This window comes from Pelagimonas phthalicica (genome assembly GCF_004364805.1).
GTDB classification, from domain to species: domain Bacteria; phylum Pseudomonadota; class Alphaproteobacteria; order Rhodobacterales; family Rhodobacteraceae; genus Pelagimonas; species Pelagimonas phthalicica.
This window is the reverse complement of the sequence record NZ_SOAP01000004.1, coordinates 110,112-129,848: the sequence shown is the minus strand read 5'-3', so window position 1 is coordinate 129,848 and position 19,737 is coordinate 110,112. Positions and strand designations below refer to the sequence as shown.

The window sequence follows — 19,737 nt, the reverse complement described above, 5'->3', positions numbered from 1 at the left end:
TGGGAACACATATGTTTCTGCCATGAATTCGGATAAGAGTTTGACATGTATACAGATCAAACAGGCGAAGCGGTATTGAAAGCTTTGGCCGCGATGCCGCCCCGTCAAAGGCGCAAAGCGGCGCGGCGCTTGATTTACAAGAAATCCACGCGGCCTGAGGATTTGACCGAGCAGTTGATTGTGCTGGATGCGTTGGAAACGGACAGCGCTTTGACGTCCTTTGATCATTTCTATGCTCTGATTGCCGGGTCTCATAAGGTGATCGAGCAGGTGGATGTTGCGGTGGCCAAGGCGCGGTCTGAAAGGATGTGGTCGATCTGGCCCAAGGTGCGCGAAATGCCGGTCGGATACGGGTTGCGCAAGGATCGGACGCATCTGGTGTTTTCCTATCTGAATGTGGCCATGAACCTGGATCTTTTGGCCGGTGGCGTGCGGGCCAAAGATTGGGCAGAGGCGGCGATTGCTGAGGTGGACGGTTTGAACCCGCGCCAGATGACGCCCTACCTGTTCAACAGCAATAGCAACACGATCAAGGTGCTCGGCATCGCGGTCTTGTCCTGCCGCGATGAGCTTGAGCGCGTGTATGATCTGTCGCTCAGGCTGGTGTCTTATGGGATCGAGGTGAACAACCCGATCTTTTGGTGGGTCTTCAGCCGGTTTCAGTCACCCAAGCAGTTCAAGGATGTGAAAATCAGGGCGGCGTTTGGCTCGCACCGCAATACGATGCGACGGGTCTTTGCGATGGAGCAAGCCTGTCAAGCCACGACAGCTGACGCCAAAGTGTTGGCTTTGGAGCTGGTGGCAGACAGATGCATCGCGCAGGTCAACCCTGCACAAAAAGCAGCGCTTTTGGATGTCGTTAAGAATGAGCTTTTGACCTGAGAGAAATCTCGGTCGTCAGACCTGCTCTTCTTCCAGGTGCAGCTTCATATCGATCAGCACTTTTTGCAGGGCCAGCGTCTCTTTCAACAGGCGCTTGGCCTCATTGGCCGAGATGATCCCATCCTCGATGGATTGGTGATATTCCGCCATCAACATGCCAAAGCGTTGCGACAGGGCGATCACATCGGAATTAACACCGCCTTCGCTTTTGGAATTGCGCCGGGATTCGTCAAAATGCAGCGTGATCCCCTTGAGCTCGGCCAAGGCAGCTGTGACATGAGGGTATGACGCGGCCTCTTCCAGGGCGGCGACGGCATCAACGGGCATAAAGCGGTCTTCGTGTTCGGGATAGTCGGAGTAATAGCGGCCAAGGGTGGCCTTGGATTTCCCGGTCAGCTCACAGGCAGCCTCGATTCCCACATCTTTCACCAACGCTTCGATGTGTTTTTTCAGGTAACGACCCACTGATGCCATGCGATGTCCTCTTGTCCCGCGCGGTTCACGGGGAAGTGCCAAAGTTCTTTCCCATTACCGCTCTCAGTCAGAAATGTCATGTAGAAAACGTCACTAGTAAATAGGGTTTAGACGAGTTTCCGGTTCCCAGACCGGATTTTGTGCAGGGAAGGGCCGACTTTTATGGGTCTCTGGGTGTGCTTTGGTAAACCGCCCCTTCTCGTCCAACCAGTCGGCTCAGGTGTCTTGTTCCGCGACCCCCGGGGGATCTTCCCCAGAACAAGACCCTGAGCCTACAGGTTTTCCCGACGGATGACTTGCCCCTCAGACGCAGTTGCGGCACATGCTTGCACATGGCCAAATTGCACTTCCAATACTCGACAATGAATGCCGGCAAATCGACTTTGCTGTTGCAGGCTGCGCATAACTACAATGAGCGCGGGATGGAGACCTATTTGCTGACCGCGTCCTTTGATGATCGCGTTGGCACCGGGCAGATCGGTTCGCGGATTGGATTGGCGCGCGAGGCGGATTTGTTTGACGCAAGCACCGATCTTTTCGCCAAGATCGAAACACGGCTGAACCAGGGCGAGGTGGCTTGTATTTTCATCGACGAGGCGCAGTTTCTGTCCAAGGATCAGGTCTGGCAATTGGCGCGCGCCGTGGATGATCTGGGGGTTCCGGTCATGGCCTATGGGCTGCGCGTTGACTTCCGGGGAGAGCTGTTTCCCGGGTCGGCGGCCCTGCTGGCGCTGGCGGATGAGATGCGCGAAGTGCGCACCATTTGTCATTGTGGGCGCAAGGCGACTATGGTCGTGCGACAGGATGAAAACGGGCGGGTCTTGTTGGATGGTGAACAGGTTCAGATTGGCGGCAATGAGACCTATGTCAGCCTGTGCCGCAGGCATTGGCGTGAGGCGGTCTGGGACCGTGCGCCAAGCGGCGAAAAAGGGTGATGTGACATGACAGCCTTGCCCTTCCATACGCAGACCTTTTGGACCGGGCTGGTTGTCGCCATTGTCGGCTTTTTCAGTTCATTCCCGATCTTTCTGGCGGGGGTCGAGGCCATGGGGGCCTCGCCTACGCAGGCCGCTTCGGCGGTAATGGCCGGATCAATCAGCATGGGGCTGGCCGCAATCGTGCTGAGCCTCAGGTATCGCGTGCCGGCCAGTGTTGCCTGGTCAACGCCCGGCGCGGCCTTTCTGGCGGTGTCGGCTCCGGATGCGGCGGGGTTCGCTGGGGCGGTCGGGGCCTTTATCATTGCCGGTGTTCTGGGGGTTATTTCCGGGTTCTGGAAACCATTGGCGCGACTGGCCGCAGCAATTCCGGCCCCAATCACCATGGCGATGCTGTCGGGCGTATTGCTGTCGATCTGCTTGGTTCCGTTCAAAGCCTTGCCAGACGCGCCCATGGTCGCCCTGCCGATCATTGTGACCTGGTTCATCGTCGGACGGTTTTCGCGACTATTTGCGGTTCCGGCGGCGGTGGTGACCCTGTTTCTGCTGGTGCTGTGGCACAATTCGGGCCTGCCGCAGATCGACACTGTGGTGACCGATCCGGTGTTCGTCTGGCCGGTTTTCTCGCTATCGGCGGCTTTGGGTCTTGGCGTGCCGCTGTTCATTGTCACCATGGCGACCCAAAACCTGCCCGGTGTATCCGTCCTGCGGGCCAATGGCTATGAGCCCCCAGCCGGGCGGTTGTTCGCCACTGTCGGAGCATTCAGCGTGTTGAGCGCACCTTGGGGTGCGGCCTCGACCTGCGTTGCCGCGATCACTGCCGCTATGTGCTGCGATGAGAATGCCCATCCGGACAAGAGCCAACGATATATGGCGGCCGTTTGGGCTGGCGTATTCTATTGCGTGTTCGGGGTATTCGCTGCGGGCGTAACCAATCTTGCAGGCCTTGCCCCGCCCTTGGCTATGGGCGTTCTGGCGGGTGTGGCCTTGTTCAATGTATTTGCCAATTCAGCTGCAGCGGCCATCAGCGCTGAGGAAACCCGCGAAGAGGCGGCGCTGACCTTTGTTGTGACCGCATCCGGCATCACGCTGTTTGGGCTGGGCGCGGCGGTTTGGGGGTTGCTGATCGGTTGCCTGGTGCATGTGATCAAGCGCAGGCTCGCCTCCTGACTCTAGGCGCGTTCCACCAGAACAGACCCCACCGAATACCCGGCGCCAAAAGAACAGATCACCCCGCGATCCCCGGGCTGCAGATCATCCGAGTTCTGCGAAAAGGCGATGATCGACCCGGCCGATGACGTGTTGGCGTAATCCTGCAGGATATTGGGCTGCTCCCCATCTGCAGGCACACGGCCCAGCACCTTTTTACCAATGAAGTCGTTCATGGTCTTGTTGGCCTGATGCAGCCACATGCGCTTGAGATCCGAGGCCTCCCAACCGGTTTCATGCATGTGTTCCAGAATATGGTGCGAGACCATTGGCAGCACCTCTTTGAAAACCTTGCGCCCGTTCTGCATGAATTGCATGTCGCGGCGGTCTTCCATCTGGTCATGGGTGCGGCGCAGGAAGCCGTTATTGTTGCGGATATTATTCGAAAACTTGGTGGCGCAGCTGGTGGAGCGAATGGTGAAATGCGCGCCCTTGGCTTCTTCGTCGCGTTGGATGACAACGGCAGTGGCCACGTCGCCAAAGATAAAGTGGCAATCGCGGTCACGCCATTCCAGATGGCCCGAGCAGATCTCGGGATTGACCACCAGCGCCCGGCGCACCGAGCCCGAGCGCACCATATCCGCCGCCGCCTGAATGCCAAAAGTAGCCGAGGAACAGGCGACATTCATGTCAAAGGCAAAGCCTCCTGCACCCAGCAGGTTCTGGATCTCGATGGCAATGGCCGGGTAGGCGCGTTCATGGTTCGAGGCGGCGCAGATCACCAGATCAATGTCGGCACCGGTCAGCCCCGCCATTTCCAGCGCTTGGTTGGCTGCATCCACGCCCATTTCAGCCATGATGCCCGGCTCTTCATCGGCCCGGCAGGGTAACTTCGGATACATGCGATCCGGGTCCAGCACCCCGTCCTTGTCCATCACATAGCGGCGCTCGATCCCGGAGGCCGAGAAAATGAACTCCGGGCTGGAATGGCCCATGGCCTCAACTTTACCCGCGTCGATGTCATCGGAATGGGCCGCGTTCCAGCGATCGGCATAGGCGTTGAAGGCTATGACCAGCTCTTCGTTGCTGATGGATTGCTGCGGGGTGAACACCCCATGACCGGTGATCGCTGGCTGGTACATCCGAAGTCTCCTTTGGGCAAAGACGAAAACCCCAAGGAGGCCCCAAGGTCAAGCTTTGCCGCAAGGTCAGCTTGGGCGCAGAGCCGTCAATGCATGCGCGAACCGGCAGGAACCGGCTGATCCGGACGGGCCAGAACGATGTCGCCATTGTCATCGGAAAAGCCCAGCACCAGCACCTCGGACATAAAGGGGCCGATCTGGCGGGGCGGAAAATTGACCACGCCCATGATTTGTTTGCCGACCAGCCCTTCGGGCGTATAATGCGCGGTGATCTGGGCCGAGCTTTTCTTTTCCCCAATCTCAGCGCCGAAATCGATCCAGAGCTTGATCGCGGGCTTGCGTGCCTCGGGGAAAGGTTCGGCACGGATGATGGTGCCGACACGGATGTCGACGGCCAGAAAGTCGTCAAAGGTGATCTCAGCCATTGGCCAGCTCCTTGGATCGGTTGGTCGCGGCGGCGACGGTGGATTTGATCAGCGGCGGCAGGCCGGTGTCTCCGTTCATCAAGACCTCCAATCCCGCCTGCGTCGTGCCATTGGGCGAGGTCACGTTGATGCGCAGCTGTTCGGCGCTATCATCGCTTTGCATGGCCAGGGTGCCAGCTCCGGCAACCGTGGCCATGGCCAATTGCATGGCCAGATCAGTGCCCAAACCCTGCTCTTCGCCCGCCGCGGCAAGGCATTCAATCATGTGAAACACATAGGCCGGGCCCGAGCCGCTGACACCTGTGACGGCATCGATCTGGCCCTCATTGTCCAGACGCACCACCTGACCCACCGCGTCCAGCAGGCTTTCCGCCAGATCAAGATGGTCAGCGCTGGCATGGCTGTTGCCAATGATTGCCGTGATCCCCTGGCTGATTGCTGCGGGCGTGTTGGGCATGGCGCGCACGATAGGGGTTTCTGCGCCCAAAATACCCTCGTAATTGGCAATCGTCACACCGGCCGCAACCGAGACAAACAGCGTTTCACCATTGCCAAGCGCCTGCAGGCTTGGCAGGGCGTCGCCCATCATCTGCGGCTTGACCGCCACCAAAACAATCGCCGGATTGTCGGGCAATTCGGTGTTCAGATGCACGCCCTGCGCCTTGACCCAGTCCGATGGGTAAGGGTCCGTCACCCAAACCGACGTTGCAGGCAAGCCACGCGCCAGCCAGCCCTCCAACATGGCCGATCCCATCTTGCCACATCCCAACAGGACCAGACCGCGCTCTGCGATGACACCGTCTTTCATGCTTTCCCCCAAACTTTCCTGCCCAAGGCGTAGCCAAAGAAAAAGGGCACCGCAATGGCACCCTTTGGTTTCTTTGGGCTAAAAATATCCCGGGGAGTCCCAGGACGGGGCAGCGCCCCTAACCCCAGTCAGGCGCGGCCATAGGCCTCGGCGATGGCGACCTGCATGGATTCCTTGGCGGTCTTGTCTGTCCAGACCATCAGCTGGAAGGCGGGATAATAGCGTTCGGCGCTCAGGACCGCGGCGCTGATCATCGTGTCGATCTGTTCCGGGCTGGCCACATTGCCGCCGGCCAGAACCAAGCCGTATTTGTAAACCATCAGCTTTTGCGGGGCCCAGTAGCTGAAGGACCCAGCCCAGCATTGGTCATTGACCAGGTTCAGCCCCTCATGCAGCACATCGACCTTGTCGCTGGGCGGGTCCATGTCAAAGGTGCAGACCATGCGCAGTGTCTCATCGCCACCGGACCAGGCCAGGGTGATCGAGTAGGTGCGCCATTGCCCTTCGACCGCCATGGCGATCTGATCATCGGCCAGGCGTTCGAACTCCCAGTCATTATGCACCGCGATATGTTCGACAATGTCGATCGGGTGCAAGTCATCTGCAAGATAGTGCTCGGACAGAGACATGCTGCCACCTCATTCTGGTTATAGCGTTGTGAGGAAAAGGTTCCGCCAACGCTTGCTGACTGCTCTAGGGTCAGCGGACGCAGCCGCAGCCCTTACTAGATATGGTGCATGTGTAAGGGGTCGTAAGTAAAGCAATATTTTCCCTAACCCCACAATAAGTTGTGGATGGATTAAGGTTGTCCACAGAATATCGAGATATCCACAAGGGAATAAGTGAGTCCGGTCAGGATGTTAGACTCTGGCCCAGGCATGTGTGTTGAACCGCCGGAACCGTGCCCTTGGGCAGCACTTCAAACACCTTTTCCAGCAAAACCGCGTCGGAAAACATCAGCTGAAAGCGCCAGATGCCTTTCACCAGCTCGTGTTTATTGTCGAAGGTATAGAGGTTGACCCCGGTCTGCCCGGCCGCCATTGGCGCGGCCCAGCTTTGCCTTGTGATGTTGTTGGGACCCATGGGCGGATGTGTGACCACCATGCGCAGCCCGCGCATGCTGGTGTCTGGCTGCATCCGGGTGCGCAGCCCAAAGCTCAGGCCAAGATGGGCCGGAACTTCGGTCGTGGTCACATCAATCTCGCGGTTTTGGTCGATGAGGTTCAGCACGCCCGAGGCGGTTTCAGGCGCATCGATCTGGCCATTGGTCTCGACATCGCAGATCACGCCGAAATCCAGCATTTCGACCGGGGATTGCTGCGCCTGCGCGTGCGTCGCGACCAGGGCAGACATCAGAATAAAACAGCACAGGCGCATGGTGAGACCTCAAAGAACACGTTGAAGGAACTATCGGCGTCTGTGCCGAGAAAGGAAAGCTGGCAGTTCTGGATTGGGCAAATGCAGGCAAAACCATGCCAAAGAAAAACCCCCGGCTCAGGCGAACCGGGGGTTAAATGGTCACATCGCAGAGGACTTAGCCGATTGCGACGGCTTTCACGTCTTCGTCGATGTAAGGGATATACTGCTCGAAATTGTTGGAGAACATTTCGACCAGTTTCGCGGCCTGTGCGTCATAGGCCTCTTTGTCGTCCCAGGTTTTGCGCGGATCCAGCAGCAGCTCGGCCACACCTTCAACGGCGACAGGAACCTCAAAGCCAAAGTTCGGGTCCTTGCGGTATTCGGCATTGTTGAGCGAGCCATTCAGAGCCGCGTGCAGCAGGGCACGGGTGGCGCGGATCGGCATACGTGAGCCTTCGCCATAGGCCCCACCGGTCCAGCCGGTGTTGACCAGCCAGCAGGTTGCACCGTGCTTGGCGATTTTTTCGCGCAGCAGGTTGCCATAGGCCTCGGGACGGCGCGGCATGAAAGGCGCACCAAAGCAGGTCGAGAATGTGGGTTCAGGCTCGGTCACGCCACGTTCGGTGCCCGCCACCTTCGAGGTGAAGCCGGACAGGAAGTGATACATGGCCTGCGCCGGGGTCAGACGCGCGATCGGAGGCAGAACACCAAAGGCATCACAGGTCAGCATGATGATGTTCTTGGGGTGACCACCCAGCGCGGTTTTCGACGCATTGTCGATGTAATGCAGCGGGTAGGCGCAGCGCATATTGGCGGTCAGGCTGTCATCTTTGAAGTCGAGATCGCGTGTCTCTTCGTCATAGATCATATTCTCGATCACGGTGCCGAATTTCTCGGTGGTGGCGTAGATCTCAGGCTCGGCCTCGGGCGACAGGTTGATGGTTTTGGCATAGCAGCCGCCTTCGAAGTTGAAGGTGCCACGATCCGACCAACCATGTTCGTCGTCACCGATCAGCACGCGCTCGGGATCAGCGGACAGGGTGGTTTTGCCGGTGCCGGACAGGCCAAAGAACACAGCCGTATCGACCGGATTGCCAACGGCGTGGTTGGCAGAGCAGTGCATCGCCATGATGCCTTTGCCCGGCAGGATGTAGTTCAGCAGGGTAAAGACCGATTTCTTGTTCTCACCGGCATATTCGGTGTTGGCGATCAGGATGGTCTTTTTGTCAAAGTTCATCGCGATCACGGTTTCGGTGCGGCAGCCGTGCTTTTCCGGGGTCGCTTTGAAGCTTGGGCAGTTGATGATTGTCCAATCCGCTTCGAACGTGTCCAGATCTTCGCGATCCGGGCGGCGCAGCATGTGGCGGATGAACAGGTTGTGCCAGGCCAGTTCGGATACGACACGCACGTCGATGGCATTGGCGGGGTCAGCACCGCCAACCAGATCCTGAACGTAGTAATCCTTGCCCTTCATATGCTCGAGCATATCAGCATGCAGAGCGTCGAACCCTTCGGGTGTCATCGGGGCGTTGTTGTCCCACCAGATGCTGTCGGCAACGCTGTCGGTTTTGACGATGAATTTATCTTTGGGGGAGCGGCCGGTGAATTTGCCAGTGGTCACCAGGAAGGAACCACCCTTGCCCAGAGACCCTTCGCCCCGTTTCAGGGCCGCTTCGATCAAAGCGGGCTCCATGAGGTTGTAATAGACATTGCCCAACCCTTCGATCCCTTGATCTTCGAGGCGGAATTGCGGGTTTACCCGTCCAAATGTCATTTGCGTAGCTCCTGTAGCGCGCTGTCTTGGTAAGAATCTTGCGGCTGGGGGCCGCAATGTGACAGCTCCTTAACACGTCGCTTTCAGCTATGAACAGGACGCAAAAGCGCAGTTAGCGCAACCATATGAAAGTTTAGCGATACCATGGCGAAACCCTGCCGGTCGTTAACGAAGATAGGGTCAGATGTTTGCGCCCACATGCTCAACCCTGAGGCAATAAATGTGAGGCATTTTGGTCATTCATTAACAGATTTCGTCCGAAATGTGGCAATGAAGCCTGCCTGATTCGCACTTGGGGATTGTTGTAAAGCACTAAATACCCCATACTGGCGAAAAAAAGCAGGCAACCAGAGCAGTATAAGGAATGCCCCATGTCAAAAATCGCCCTAGTGGACGATGACAGGAATATCCTGACATCGGTTTCGATGACTCTTGAGGCTGAGGGTTTCGAAGTAGAGACATATAATGACGGTCAAGCAGCGCTTGATGCGTTTAACAAAAAGATGCCCGATATGGCCGTCTTTGACATCAAAATGCCGCGCATGGATGGCATGGATCTGTTGCAGCGCGTGCGTCAGAAATCCAAGATGCCGGTCATTTTCCTGACCTCCAAAGACGATGAGATCGACGAGGTTCTGGGTCTGCGCATGGGCGCGGATGACTATGTTAAAAAGCCTTTCAGCCAGCGCCTGTTGGTCGAACGCATCCGCGCGCTGCTGCGCCGCCAAGAGGCTGTGGCCGGTGACGTTGTTGGCGACACCGAAGAGACCAAGCTGATGACGCGCGGTTCGCTCACCATGGATCCGCTGCGCCATGCGGTGACCTGGAAGGGCAATGATGTGTCCCTGACCGTGACCGAATTCCTGCTGTTGCAGGCCCTGGCTCAGCGTCCGGGTTTCGTCAAATCGCGCGACCAGCTGATGGACGTTGCCTATGACGATCAGGTCTATGTCGACGACCGCACCATCGACAGCCACATCAAACGTCTGCGCAAAAAGATGCGCACCGCGGATAATGAGTTTTCAGCAATCGAAACGCTGTACGGTATCGGATACCGATATAACGAAGAGTAAGTAATGGCCTTGGCCGAACGTATGACCAGTGGCGGCGGCGACGAGGATCGCCGCGATGCCGATGTTGTCTTGGGTGATGATTGGATCGCCCCGGACAGCACGGTTGAGAAAGAATTGCGCGACAGTCGCGCGCGGCGTTCTTTGTTTTCGCTCAACCGCTCTCCTCTGACCCGTAAGATCATCACGTTTAACCTGATTGCGTTGAACGTGCTGGTCGCGGGTATTTTGTGGATGAATTCCTCGCGCGACACGCTGGCTATCCAACACGCCAATGCATTGCAGTCCGAGGTTGAGCTGATCGCGGATATCTTTGAGGCGCAGCTGCCGCAGGGCGCACCGGTCAATCTGGCGACCTCGGACGGGATCGATATTGAAAGCACCATCGCCGGGATCGAGCTGCGCCGGGGTGCGCAGCTGTTGGTCTATGATACCGGCAATTTCCTGGTGGGCGAGGCAACGGGCGCAATGGCTCCGATTCTGAACGCCATTGATGATGACAATCAGCCCACGGTCATTTCGAATTTCCTGCATCAGATCTGGCAATCGGTGGCCGGCCTGGCGACCTATTTTTCACAAGAGCCCGAGCTGGTCCTTGAGGATAAGATGCGCCGTTTGATCGAAAACGGCGACCCGGCTTTGACCCGCGTGATCGAGGGCAAGGCCGCCGATGGCAGCTCGCTTTTCAACGCGGTGTCGCCGATCCGGCAGGGGGATACGATCATCGGTACCGTGGCGCTGGTCTCGCAGGCGCGCGAGATTGATGCCGCTGTCTCCGCCTCGCAAGAGCAGGTGCTGCAAGTCTTTGTTATCGCGACGCTCTTTTCCATTGGTCTGAGCCTTGTCCTGGCCTCAACCATCGCCAACCCGATCTCGGACCTCGCGGATGCGGCTGAGATTGGCCGTGACCGACACCGTCGCAATGTGGCTCCGGGGCGCATTCGCATTCCGGATTTGACCGCGCGTCCCGATGAAATCGGGCGCCTGTCGGGCGCATTGCGTGGCATGGTGAGCGCGCTTTATGACCGGATCGACAGCAATGAACAATTCGCTGCGGATGTGGCGCATGAGATCAAGAACCCGCTGGCCTCACTGCGCTCGGCGGTTGGATCACTGCGCATGGTCAAAAAGGAAGAACATCGCACCAAGCTCTTGGATGTGATCGACCATGATGTGCGCCGACTCGACCGTTTGGTCAGTGATATTTCCAACGCCTCGCGTCTGGATTCCGAGCTGGTCAAGGAAGAGGAACAAGAATTCAACCTGATGGAAATGGTGGGCAATATCACCGAATTCCTCGGTCAGGATGCCGAGCAAAAGGGCATCGAATTCATCACCGATCTGCCGGGGCGTCCGATTTCCATTCACGGGTTGGAGCCGCGCCTTGCGCAGGTTTTCGTCAACCTCATCACCAACGCGATCAGCTTTTGCGAAGACGGTGATGCCATCCGCGTCTGGGCGCGTCGGCGCGATAACCGCGTGCTGGTTGTTGTCGAAGATACCGGGCCGGGCATTCCCGAAGAGGCGTTGGCGAAGATCTTCAAACGCTTCTACACCTCGCGCCCGCAATCTGATTTTGGCAATAACTCCGGCCTCGGCCTTGCGATTTCCAAACAAATCGTTGAGGCGCATGGCGGGGTGATCTGGGCGGAAAATATCCGCCCGACCGAAGCTGACGTCACCTCGGAACCGCTGGGCGCGCGTTTTGTGGTTGGCCTGCCGCTCTGATCCATGCCTGACCAAGACCCGCTGAACCTGCATGCTAACGCTGTTGCCGTGCAGGGGCGTGGGTTGCTGATCAAAGGCGGATCGGGATCAGGTAAATCCGGGCTGACATTGTCGCTGATGGCGCTGGGTGCCAGCCTTGTTGCGGATGATCGCACAATCGTGAGCCGGTCTGAGACGGGGCTGAACATGGCTCCACATCCCGAATTGGCCGGCCTGATCGAGGCGCGCGGGATCGGGTTACTGCATGCCGAATTCGCGAGCACCGCGCAAATGGTGGCGGTCCTGGATCTGGATCACGAAGAATGTGACCGTCTCCCTCCAGATCGCGATATTTCTTTACTTGGGGTTACTGTCCCCTTGCTTTTTAACTTTTCGTCTCCTTATTTCCCCGCAGGCCTTATTCAATTCCTGAAGGGCGGTCGGAGAGACACGTGACAGAGCATAGCAATCCTCAGCCAAATGCGCCGAGCCAACGGATTGTCCTTGTGACCGGCCCTGCCGGGGCAGGGCGCTCGACTGCGATCAATGCCCTTGAGGATCTGGGTTTTGAGGCCATTGATAATATCCCCCTCAGCCTCATTCCGCGTCTGATCGGTGGGACCGAGACGGGCGCGCAGCCTTTGGCGCTTGGGATAGATGCGCGCAACCGCGATTTTTCGATCGAGGGGTTGCTGGAACTGGCTGGGGTTCTGTCAGAGAAATCCGGACTGACTTGCGAGTTGCTTTACCTGGATAGTCTGCCGGACGTTTTGCAACGTCGCTATTCAGAAACCCGCCGCCGCCATCCTTTGGCCCCGGATGAAAGCCCCGCAGACGGGATTGCCCGTGAAATCGCGCTGCTTGAGGATGTCAAAGCCCGGGCTGATATTCTGCTGGATACCAGCGAGTTGACGGTTCACGAGTTGAAGGCAGAAATCGAAAACAGGTTTTCGACGGCAACCGGCCAGGGCATGGCGCTGTCCGTTCACTCGTTTTCCTACAAAAGAGGCCTGCCGCAGGGGCTGGATATGGTGTTTGACTGCCGCTTTCTACGCAATCCGCATTGGGACACCGAGCTGCGCGACTATACCGGGCTGGATCTTGGTGTTTTTGAATATGTTTCTGCGGATAAACGCTATGATGCGTTTGTTAAACATATTATGGAACTCTTGGCTGTGGTGCTGCCCGGCTGCGTGGACGAAGGCAAGGCGCATTTTTCCGTTGGTTTTGGCTGTACCGGCGGCAAACATCGCTCGGTTGCCTTGACGGAAGCTGTTGCAGCAGCCCTTGCAGAGAATGGCTGGCAGGTGTCAACTAGGCACCGCGAGCTGGAGCGGCGTGGGGTGCGATTCACCCCTGGTGCGCTCCCAAAGACGGAAAGAGAGGCGTCCGAGTGATCGGTATCGTGATCGTGGCACATGGCGGTTTGGCCGGAGAGTATCTGGCAGCGGTAGAACACGTTGTCGGGGCTCAGCCCGGCATGGCCGCCATCCCGATAGAGGCCGATTGTGACCGCAGCTCGAAACAAGCCGAGATTTGTGCCGCCGCAGATGATGTGGATGAGGGCGAAGGCGTGGTGATCGTTACCGATATGTTTGGTGGTTCGCCGTCCAATCTGTCGCTGAATGCCTGCCGGCCGGAAAACCGCCGCATCCTTTATGGTGCCAACCTGCCGATGTTGATCAAACTGGCGAAATCGCGTCACAAGCCTGTGGCGGATGCTGTCCGTGTCGCGCTTGAGGCAGGGCGGAAATATATTGACAGCCAGAACATCCGGGCCTGATTGTGCCCTGAACCCATTCACTGACAAGAGTTCAAGATGACGGAAACCACCACGCGCGAGCTGAGAATCATCAATGAAAAGGGCCTGCATGCCCGTGCATCGGCGCGGCTGGTCGAAGTTGTTGAAGGATTTGACGCAACGGCAGAGGTCTCTCGCGACGGAATGTCTGCCGGTGGCGACAGTATTATGGGCCTTTTGATGTTGGCAGCCGCCAAAGGAACCACTATTGAAGTCCAGACGTCTGGGCCGGATGCAACGGCTTTGGCGGATGCGGTCGAAGCCTTGGTTGCTGACCGTTTCGGAGAAGATTGCTAGCCCGGGTCCAAACTCGGGCTCTGGATACGGGACTGAACAGACGGATGGTGGACAGCACACAATCCTCGACGGTGGACACAGCGGCCCCTGTGCACCAGCCCGTTCCCTACGACAAGCGCAAGGTCAGCTACGCCAATACTTTCACCAACCCCTGGAAGGCCAATACCATTCGCGTGATGGAATGGCTGACCGGTAAGATCCCTTTGCTGCGGATCGTGCGCCGGTTCGAAAAAGAAGGGCTGGTCGAAGGGCAGGAATTCTGGACCCGCGCCCTGCGGGTGATGGGGATTGAGCTCAGGACACCGTTAGAGCAAATCCGCAATATTCCTGAGACTGGTCCAGTTGTTATCGTTGCCAACCACCCGCATGGGTTGGTTGATGGCATGGTGCTGGCGCATCTCATTGGCCATGTGCGCACCGATTACAAAATTCTTACTCGCAGCCTGCTGACCGGTGTCGAGGAAATCGATCCCTTCATGATCCCGGTGCCCTTCCCGCATGAGGAAAACGCGCGGGAGCAAAGCCTGGAGATGCGGGCTCGCGCCATGGCGCACCTAAAGGGCAATGGCGTGATTGTGCTGTTCCCGTCGGGCGTTGTGGCGTCGAGCGAGACCATGTTTGGCCCCGCTGTTGAGGCGGGTTGGAACCCGTTTACCGCCAAAATGATCCAACGGTCCGGCGCAACCGTGGTGCCGATCTTTTTCCCAGGGCAGAACAGCCGGGTGTATCAGATCGCCAACAAAATCTCGCCCACCATTCGTCAGGGGTTGCTGATCCACGAGGTGGTGCACGCCTGCAAGCGCCCCCAGACCCCCGTTGTCGGAGAGCCTATCGGCCCGGAGGAGATCAAAGGGTTTGAAGGGGGGCAGCGCGAATTTGTTGCCTGGCTGCGCGAGCGTACCTTGGCGTTGAAAGACACGCTCTGACGCTGAAACTCAGCGGGTCGGAACCGGCGTTTCACCACGATAATCGTAGAAACCGCGCTGCGTTTTGCGACCCAGCCAACCTGCTTCGACATATTTGGTCAGCAAGGGGCAGGGACGGTATTTCGTATCCGCCAACCCATCATGCAACACGTTCATGATCGCCAGACAGGTGTCCAAGCCAATGAAATCCGCCAGCTCCAGCGGGCCCATCGGGTGGTTGGCCCCGAGCTTCATGGATTGGTCGATGCTGTTCACGTTCCCCACACCTTCATAAAGCGTATAAACCGCCTCATTGATCATTGGCATCAGGATCCGGTTCACGATAAAGGCCGGGAAATCCTCGGCGCTGGCGGCGGTTTTGCCCAGGGATTCCACCACGCCAAGGCAGGATTGATAGGTGTCCTGATCGGTGGCAATGCCGCGGATCAACTCGACCAACTGCATGACCGGAACCGGGTTCATGAAATGAAAGCCCATGAATTTTTCAGGCCGGTCCGTGCGCGATGCCAATCGGGTGATCGAGATCGACGAAGTGTTCGAGGTCAGAATCGTGTGATCGGCCAAGTTGGGAACAATTGCTTCGAAAATCTTGTGTTTGACTTCCTCGCGCTCGGTCGCGGCTTCGATCACCAGGTCGGTTCCGGCAATATCGCCAAGGTCCAAGGTGGTCTGAATGCGCGCCATTGCGGCATCGCGCGCGCCCTCTTCGATCTTGCCTCGGCTGACCTGACGGTCCAGGTTTTTCTGGATCAGGGCAACGGCGCTGTCCAGCGCATCCTTGGAAATGTCATTCAAACGAACATCATAGCCAGCCAGCGCCATGACATGGGCAATCCCATTGCCCATTTGGCCTGCGCCTACGACACCAACTGATTTGATCTCCATCGGAGCGTCCCCTTCGTAATCTGGCTGAACAATGGCCTGTGTTGCACCGGGCTGCAAGGGGCGGTCTCTAAACTTATAGACGCATTTGCACTTTAGCCATTTCGAAACGGATTTCAGGGAATCTTAGCTCCGGGTGAAAGAAAAGGTGGGTGTTATGTCAGTACATGGCGGGGGCCATGGGGCCCTTGAATATTATCCTTGCCGCTACGGCGGTTCACGGGTGCTGTTTCGCGGACCGCGCAAACAGTTGGACAAGGAATATTTCGCATTCTTAGGCGGAACGGAAACATATGGGCGATTTATTGAAACGCCGTTTCCGACCCTGATTGAAAAACGCATGTCCGTGGCGTGCGTGAATTTTGGTGTCGTGAATGCCGGGGTCGATCTGTACCTGAATGATCCGGCTTCGATGGATCTGGCGATTTCCAGCGTCGCAAAGGTCATTCAGATCATGGGCGCGCAGAACATGTCCAATCGCTATTATTCTGTGCATCCGCGTCGCAATGACCGGTTTTTGCGCGCCTCAGAACGGCTGGAATCCCTCTATCCCGAAGTGGATTTCACTGAGTTCCACTTTGTCCGGCACATGCTCGGGAAACTGGCCGAAATTTCGCAAGACCGCTATGAGATCGTGATCGAAGAGCTGCGCATGGCCTGGGTCGCCCGGATGAAGCATATCCTGACCTTGCTGCGCGGGCAGGTGGTTTTGCTGTGGTTTGCCGATCATGCGATCCCTAGCAGTGCAGACGCGCCGTTGGACGGTGATCCGCTGTTTGTGACTCGCCAGATGGTCGAAACCCTGCGCCCGCGCGTTTCTGCGGTGGCCGAGGTCGTGGCTTCGGAAAGCGCGCAGATGGAAGGGACCAAGGGCATGGTCTATAGCGATTTTGACGCCTGCGCTGCCGCCGAGCTGATGGGGCCCTACGCGCATGAAGAAGCCGCCGATGTGTTGGAACGCGTGCTGCGTCGCCTGACAGATCGCGAGGAGGAGGAGCAATAATGCGCCCTTGACCGTTTGACGGCGGATGCTCAGATGAACCAGGCAATTGGGTCTGGATCAGTGACATGCGTTGGAAAATTTGGCTGATATCTGGAATTGGGGTGGCGATCACGGCCACCCTTTTGGTTTTTCTTCTGGCCCCGCAGCTTGTTGTACTGGCCAAAGAGGGGTTTCCAGACGCGCATTGGCCTGCACCGGGTACGTTCAAAACAGTTTCGGGCCGGCCGTTTGTGGAGCCCGACAAGGCTGCGGATGTCCCCCAACCCGCGATGCTCCGGTTACAAGAGGCAGCTGGTCTGGCGCTTTTGGTGGATCAAGGCGGGCAGTTGGCGCGGGAAACATATTTGGGTGGTCATGACCGGGCGGCACGCTTCAATTCCTATTCCCTGGTGAAATCCCTGATCGGTGTGTTGGCGCTGCGTGCGGTGGCCGATGGTAAGATAGACGGGTTGGACACCCCATTGCGGCAGGTCCTAGGGGCGGAGGCTCCGGATATTTCCTTGCGCGAAGCCCTGATCATGACCAGCGGATTGGTTTTGTACGGAGAGCCGCCCAAAGAGGATCTGGCCAAATCTCTGGATGATGCGCAGTTCTCGCCCTTGTCACCTGTCGCCCGGTTACATGCCTTTGGTGTGCAAGACTTGTTTGGCAAGATTGAGGTTGATGCCACCTTGCGTGGGCAGTTCCATTATCAAAGCGTGAACACAGCCTTGCTGGGCCTGGCGGTTGAGGCGGCGTATGGCGAACCGTTGGACGCTCTGCTGTCGCGCCTCATCTGGTCTCCGGCGGGTGCTGCGGAGGCTTATTGGCGCGAGAACCCGACTTCGGGGCGGGTGTCGGCCTATTGCTGCCTCTATGCCCGGCCCCTTGATTGGCTGCGGGTTGGACGATTCTTACTGAACAATGGAACGGCGGATAATCCGCTATTGCCAGAGGATCTGTGGCGAGAGTGGATTTTGCCCGATCTGCCGCCCAAGCTGCGTCAAAGCGGGGCTTATGGCTGGCAAATCCGGCATGACATTCTGGACCGTACCGGCGAAACGCTGTCCGGGCCATTTGCCTATATGATGGGGCATGGGGGGCAGATGGTTTATCTGCTGCCCGAGGCGGACATGGTTGTCGTGCGTTTTGGTACCAAGCCGCAACTGCTGCATTCAACGCTGTACGAGTTGACCAAAGAAAAGGCCCGCTAAAAGCGGGCCCTTTCGAAATGCGGTAGGGTGGGGTTTCACCCCACCTTTGTGCTTACAGCTTTTCGGTCAGCTCTGGCACAGCGTCAAAGAGGTCCGCAACCAGGCCGAAATCGGCAACCTGGAAGATGGGCGCTTCTTCGTCTTTGTTGATCGCCACGATGACCTTGGAGTCTTTCATACCCGCCAGGTGCTGAATCGCGCCGGAGATGCCAACGGCAACGTAAAGATCCGGAGCAACAACCTTACCGGTTTGACCCACCTGCCAGTCGTTTGGGGCATAGCCCGAGTCAACCGCCGCACGGGATGCGCCAACGGCTGCGCCCAGCTTGTCGGCCAGCTTCTCGATCAGAGCAAAATCCTCTTCGGAACCCACGCCACGACCACCGGACACAACCACGCCAGCCGAGGTCAGCTCGGGGCGATCGGATTCGGCAACCTTGTCTTCGACCCAGCTCGACAGAGCCGGATCAGCGGCTGCGCCGATGGTCTCAACAGAGGCAGAACCGCCTTCGCCAGCCGCGTCAAAGGTCGAGGTGCGGAAGGTGATGACCTTTTTCGCATCCGAGGATTTGACGGTTTGCATGGCGTTGCCTGCATAGATCGGACGCTCGAACGTGTCGGCGTCAACAACGGCCGTCGCGTCCGAGATCACCATCACGTCCAACAGCGCCGCAACGCGGGGCATGACGTTTTTGGCGTCGGTGGTTGCCGGGGCAACGATGTGGGAATAGTCGCCAGCCAGACCAGCGATCAGCGCCGCGGTTGGCTCCGCCAGGCGGTGGCCCAGGGTTGCGTCTTCGGCGACCAGAACCTTGGCAACACCGTCGATTTTCGTAGCGGCTTCGCCTGCTGCCGCAGCAGAGGCACCAGCGGCCAGAACGGTCACATCACCCAGCGCCTTGGCGGCGGTGACAGCTTTGGCGGTGGCGTCCAGCGCCAGTTCGCCATTGGTGACTTCGGCAAGAAGAAGTACAGCCATTACACAGCCCCCGCTTCTTTGAGTTTCTCTACCAGCTCGTCGACCGAGCCAACCATGATACCTGCTGCACGTGCGGCGGGCTCTTCGGTTTTGACGATTTCCAGACGCGGGGTGACATCGACGCCGTAATCGGCAGCGGTCTTTTCATCCAGCGGCTTTTTCTTGGCCTTCATGATGTTGGGCAGCGAGGCATAGCGCGGCTCGTTCAGGCGCAGGTCAACGGTCACGATGGCAGGCATCTTGACTTCGATGGTCTGCAAACCGCCGTCAACTTCGCGGGTCACTTTGGCGCTGTCACCGTCAATGTCGATCTCAGAGGCAAAAGTGCCCTGGGACCAACCCAGCAGCGCGCTCAGCATCTGACCGGTGGCGTTCATATCGTTGTCGATGGCTTGCTTGCCCGCCAGAACCAAGCCGGGCTGCTCTTCTTCGACGACTTTCGCCAGGATCTTGGCAACGGCCAGAGGTTCGATATCGGTGTGAACGTCATCTGCAGCCACAACCAGGATCGCGCGGTCAGCACCCATCGCCAGAGCGGTGCGCAGGGTTTCCTGAGCCTGCTTGACGCCGATGGACACAGCCACAACTTCGTCAGCTTTGCCAGCTTCTTTCAGACGAATGGCCTCTTCGACGGCAATCTCGTCGAATGGGTTCATCGACATCTTCACATTGGCGAGATCAACACCCGTTCCGTCCGCTTTGACACGAACCTTAACGTTGTAGTCGATCACGCGTTTGACAGGCACCAATACCTTCATCGCGTCCTCTCCTTCGAAACGATTGCGCGAGGGAATCCCCGCGCGTCAGACTTCTTGATGGGTGATAGCGTGCGATGTGCCGGTGAAACAGAGCAAAATCGTCACGTTATCGCCAACAGACGTCGCGTTTTGTCGGAAATGCCAGTTTTGCTGACCTTTTGTAAGGTTTCGTA

General features: G+C 57.8%; 22 protein-coding genes. 12 read left to right on the top strand and 10 right to left on the bottom strand.

What is annotated here, in order from left to right:
• Nucleotides 1–45: 45 nt before the first annotated feature.
• Entirely contained in the window at nucleotides 46–882 is an 837-nt protein-coding gene (locus tag CLV87_RS21265) for a hypothetical protein (RefSeq protein ID WP_099248167.1), read from the top strand.
• Nucleotides 883–897: 15 nt separating this feature from the next.
• Here CLV87_RS21265 and CLV87_RS21260 read toward each other — a convergent pair whose 3' ends face one another.
• Nucleotides 898–1,356: a hypothetical protein gene (locus CLV87_RS21260; RefSeq protein ID WP_099248169.1), complete on the bottom strand. Its 459-nt coding sequence runs from the start codon at nucleotides 1,354–1,356 to the stop codon at nucleotides 898–900.
• A 332-nt stretch (nucleotides 1,357–1,688) separates the two neighbouring features.
• On the opposite strand from CLV87_RS21260, the gene CLV87_RS21255 reads away from it, so the two are divergent.
• Together CLV87_RS21255 and CLV87_RS21250 are read left to right on the top strand one after the other, a co-directional pair.
• Nucleotides 1,689–2,291, top strand: coding sequence for a thymidine kinase (locus CLV87_RS21255; RefSeq protein WP_099248171.1), 603 nt, complete (start codon nucleotides 1,689–1,691; stop codon nucleotides 2,289–2,291).
• 6 nt (nucleotides 2,292–2,297) lie between these two features.
• Nucleotides 2,298–3,461 carry a benzoate/H(+) symporter BenE family transporter gene (locus CLV87_RS21250; RefSeq protein ID WP_099248173.1) on the top strand — a complete coding sequence of 388 codons (1,164 nt, stop codon included), beginning with the start codon at nucleotides 2,298–2,300 and terminating at the stop codon, nucleotides 3,459–3,461.
• Nucleotides 3,462–3,463: 2 nt separating this feature from the next.
• On the opposite strand, the gene CLV87_RS21245 is transcribed toward CLV87_RS21250, so the two are convergent.
• The 6 genes from CLV87_RS21245 to CLV87_RS21220 form a co-directional block, all read right to left on the bottom strand.
• Nucleotides 3,464–4,582: a beta-ketoacyl-ACP synthase III gene (locus tag CLV87_RS21245; RefSeq protein ID WP_099248175.1), complete on the bottom strand. Its 1,119-nt coding sequence runs from the start codon at nucleotides 4,580–4,582 to the stop codon at nucleotides 3,464–3,466.
• Nucleotides 4,583–4,668: 86 nt separating this feature from the next.
• Nucleotides 4,669–5,007 carry a tRNA-binding protein gene (locus CLV87_RS21240; RefSeq protein WP_099248177.1) on the bottom strand — a complete coding sequence of 113 codons (339 nt, stop codon included), beginning with the start codon at nucleotides 5,005–5,007 and terminating at the stop codon, nucleotides 4,669–4,671.
• Complete coding sequence (gene proC, locus CLV87_RS21235; protein WP_099248179.1) at nucleotides 5,000–5,815, bottom strand: pyrroline-5-carboxylate reductase; 816 nt, start codon at nucleotides 5,813–5,815, stop codon at nucleotides 5,000–5,002. Before proC ends, CLV87_RS21240 begins: the two co-directional genes overlap by 8 nt.
• A 128-nt stretch (nucleotides 5,816–5,943) precedes the next feature.
• Nucleotides 5,944–6,444: a type III secretion system chaperone family protein gene (locus CLV87_RS21230; RefSeq protein WP_099248181.1), complete on the bottom strand. Its 501-nt coding sequence runs from the start codon at nucleotides 6,442–6,444 to the stop codon at nucleotides 5,944–5,946.
• A 223-nt stretch (nucleotides 6,445–6,667) separates the two neighbouring features.
• Nucleotides 6,668–7,192 carry a DUF3859 domain-containing protein gene (locus tag CLV87_RS21225; protein ID WP_099248183.1) on the bottom strand — a complete coding sequence of 175 codons (525 nt, stop codon included), beginning with the start codon at nucleotides 7,190–7,192 and terminating at the stop codon, nucleotides 6,668–6,670.
• Nucleotides 7,193–7,349: 157 nt separating this feature from the next.
• Complete coding sequence (locus CLV87_RS21220) at nucleotides 7,350–8,948, bottom strand: phosphoenolpyruvate carboxykinase (RefSeq protein WP_099248185.1); 1,599 nt, start codon at nucleotides 8,946–8,948, stop codon at nucleotides 7,350–7,352.
• A 371-nt stretch (nucleotides 8,949–9,319) separates the two neighbouring features.
• Here CLV87_RS21220 and CLV87_RS21215 point away from each other — a divergent pair, with 371 nt between their 5' ends.
• Genes CLV87_RS21215 through CLV87_RS21185 form a run of 7 tightly spaced genes read left to right on the top strand, consistent with a single transcriptional unit; the run spans nucleotide 9,320 to nucleotide 14,749 of the window.
• On the top strand, nucleotides 9,320–10,021 hold the full coding sequence (locus tag CLV87_RS21215) for a response regulator transcription factor (protein WP_099248187.1): 702 nt from the start codon (nucleotides 9,320–9,322) through the stop codon (nucleotides 10,019–10,021).
• A gap of 3 nt (nucleotides 10,022–10,024) precedes the next feature.
• Nucleotides 10,025–11,746: a sensor histidine kinase gene (locus tag CLV87_RS21210; protein WP_235872012.1), complete on the top strand. Its 1,722-nt coding sequence runs from the start codon at nucleotides 10,025–10,027 to the stop codon at nucleotides 11,744–11,746.
• Between the two features lie 3 nt (nucleotides 11,747–11,749).
• Nucleotides 11,750–12,181, top strand: a complete 432-nt coding sequence (locus CLV87_RS21205) for an HPr kinase/phosphorylase (protein ID WP_099248189.1) — start codon at nucleotides 11,750–11,752, stop codon at nucleotides 12,179–12,181.
• Complete coding sequence (gene rapZ, locus CLV87_RS21200; protein WP_235872011.1) at nucleotides 12,178–13,122, top strand: RNase adapter RapZ; 945 nt, start codon at nucleotides 12,178–12,180, stop codon at nucleotides 13,120–13,122. Before CLV87_RS21205 ends, rapZ begins: the two co-directional genes overlap by 4 nt.
• Nucleotides 13,119–13,508, top strand: a complete 390-nt coding sequence (locus tag CLV87_RS21195) for a PTS sugar transporter subunit IIA (RefSeq protein WP_099248191.1) — start codon at nucleotides 13,119–13,121, stop codon at nucleotides 13,506–13,508. The genes rapZ and CLV87_RS21195 overlap by 4 nt, the downstream gene beginning before the upstream one ends.
• 36 nt (nucleotides 13,509–13,544) lie before the next feature.
• Nucleotides 13,545–13,823 carry an HPr family phosphocarrier protein gene (locus tag CLV87_RS21190; protein WP_099248193.1) on the top strand — a complete coding sequence of 93 codons (279 nt, stop codon included), beginning with the start codon at nucleotides 13,545–13,547 and terminating at the stop codon, nucleotides 13,821–13,823.
• Between the two features lie 44 nt (nucleotides 13,824–13,867).
• Nucleotides 13,868–14,749, top strand: coding sequence for a lysophospholipid acyltransferase family protein (locus CLV87_RS21185; RefSeq protein ID WP_099248195.1), 882 nt, complete (start codon nucleotides 13,868–13,870; stop codon nucleotides 14,747–14,749).
• A 9-nt stretch (nucleotides 14,750–14,758) separates the two neighbouring features.
• On the opposite strand, the gene CLV87_RS21180 is transcribed toward CLV87_RS21185, so the two are convergent.
• Nucleotides 14,759–15,634: a 3-hydroxybutyryl-CoA dehydrogenase gene (locus CLV87_RS21180; RefSeq protein ID WP_099248197.1), complete on the bottom strand. Its 876-nt coding sequence runs from the start codon at nucleotides 15,632–15,634 to the stop codon at nucleotides 14,759–14,761.
• 154 nt (nucleotides 15,635–15,788) lie between these two features.
• Here CLV87_RS21180 and CLV87_RS21175 point away from each other — a divergent pair, with 154 nt between their 5' ends.
• Both CLV87_RS21175 and CLV87_RS21170 read left to right on the top strand, forming a co-directional pair.
• Nucleotides 15,789–16,634 (top strand): DUF6473 family protein, encoded by an 846-nt coding sequence (locus CLV87_RS21175; RefSeq protein WP_099249279.1) that lies wholly within the window; start codon nucleotides 15,789–15,791, stop codon nucleotides 16,632–16,634.
• A gap of 65 nt (nucleotides 16,635–16,699) precedes the next feature.
• Complete coding sequence (locus tag CLV87_RS21170; RefSeq protein WP_099248199.1) at nucleotides 16,700–17,827, top strand: serine hydrolase domain-containing protein; 1,128 nt, start codon at nucleotides 16,700–16,702, stop codon at nucleotides 17,825–17,827.
• A gap of 52 nt (nucleotides 17,828–17,879) precedes the next feature.
• Here CLV87_RS21170 and CLV87_RS21165 read toward each other — a convergent pair whose 3' ends face one another.
• Together CLV87_RS21165 and CLV87_RS21160 are read right to left on the bottom strand one after the other, a co-directional pair.
• Nucleotides 17,880–18,806: an electron transfer flavoprotein subunit alpha/FixB family protein gene (locus CLV87_RS21165; protein WP_099248201.1), complete on the bottom strand. Its 927-nt coding sequence runs from the start codon at nucleotides 18,804–18,806 to the stop codon at nucleotides 17,880–17,882.
• Complete coding sequence (locus tag CLV87_RS21160) at nucleotides 18,806–19,564, bottom strand: electron transfer flavoprotein subunit beta/FixA family protein (RefSeq protein ID WP_099248203.1); 759 nt, start codon at nucleotides 19,562–19,564, stop codon at nucleotides 18,806–18,808. The genes CLV87_RS21165 and CLV87_RS21160 overlap by 1 nt, the downstream gene beginning before the upstream one ends.
• Between the last annotated feature and the right edge of the window lie 173 nt (nucleotides 19,565–19,737).

Bases quoted from the DNA above. Each gene is read 5' to 3' on its own strand.
- CLV87_RS21205 (WP_099248189.1), top strand. From the start codon at position 11,750: ATGCCTGACCAAGACCCGCTGAACCTGCATGCTAACGCTGTTGCCGTG.
- CLV87_RS21265 (WP_099248167.1), top strand. From the start codon at position 46: ATGTATACAGATCAAACAGGCGAAGCGGTATTGAAAGCTTTGGCCGCG.
- CLV87_RS21250 (WP_099248173.1), top strand. From the start codon at position 2,298: ATGACAGCCTTGCCCTTCCATACGCAGACCTTTTGGACCGGGCTGGTT.
- CLV87_RS21225 (WP_099248183.1), bottom strand. From the start codon at position 7,192: ATGCGCCTGTGCTGTTTTATTCTGATGTCTGCCCTGGTCGCGACGCAC.
- CLV87_RS21160 (WP_099248203.1), bottom strand. From the start codon at position 19,564: ATGAAGGTATTGGTGCCTGTCAAACGCGTGATCGACTACAACGTTAAG.
- CLV87_RS21180 (WP_099248197.1), bottom strand. From the start codon at position 15,634: ATGGAGATCAAATCAGTTGGTGTCGTAGGCGCAGGCCAAATGGGCAAT.
- CLV87_RS21170 (WP_099248199.1), top strand. From the start codon at position 16,700: ATGCGTTGGAAAATTTGGCTGATATCTGGAATTGGGGTGGCGATCACG.
- CLV87_RS21215 (WP_099248187.1), top strand. From the start codon at position 9,320: ATGTCAAAAATCGCCCTAGTGGACGATGACAGGAATATCCTGACATCG.
- CLV87_RS21220 (WP_099248185.1), bottom strand. From the start codon at position 8,948: ATGACATTTGGACGGGTAAACCCGCAATTCCGCCTCGAAGATCAAGGG.
- CLV87_RS21165 (WP_099248201.1), bottom strand. From the start codon at position 18,806: ATGGCTGTACTTCTTCTTGCCGAAGTCACCAATGGCGAACTGGCGCTG.
- CLV87_RS21230 (WP_099248181.1), bottom strand. From the start codon at position 6,444: ATGTCTCTGTCCGAGCACTATCTTGCAGATGACTTGCACCCGATCGAC.
- CLV87_RS21190 (WP_099248193.1), top strand. From the start codon at position 13,545: ATGACGGAAACCACCACGCGCGAGCTGAGAATCATCAATGAAAAGGGC.
- CLV87_RS21210 (WP_235872012.1), top strand. From the start codon at position 10,025: ATGGCCTTGGCCGAACGTATGACCAGTGGCGGCGGCGACGAGGATCGC.
- CLV87_RS21245 (WP_099248175.1), bottom strand. From the start codon at position 4,582: ATGTACCAGCCAGCGATCACCGGTCATGGGGTGTTCACCCCGCAGCAA.
- CLV87_RS21255 (WP_099248171.1), top strand. From the start codon at position 1,689: ATGGCCAAATTGCACTTCCAATACTCGACAATGAATGCCGGCAAATCG.
- CLV87_RS21260 (WP_099248169.1), bottom strand. From the start codon at position 1,356: ATGGCATCAGTGGGTCGTTACCTGAAAAAACACATCGAAGCGTTGGTG.
- CLV87_RS21175 (WP_099249279.1), top strand. From the start codon at position 15,789: ATGTCAGTACATGGCGGGGGCCATGGGGCCCTTGAATATTATCCTTGC.
- proC (WP_099248179.1), bottom strand. From the start codon at position 5,815: ATGAAAGACGGTGTCATCGCAGAGCGCGGTCTGGTCCTGTTGGGATGT.
- CLV87_RS21240 (WP_099248177.1), bottom strand. From the start codon at position 5,007: ATGGCTGAGATCACCTTTGACGACTTTCTGGCCGTCGACATCCGTGTC.
- CLV87_RS21185 (WP_099248195.1), top strand. From the start codon at position 13,868: ATGGTGGACAGCACACAATCCTCGACGGTGGACACAGCGGCCCCTGTG.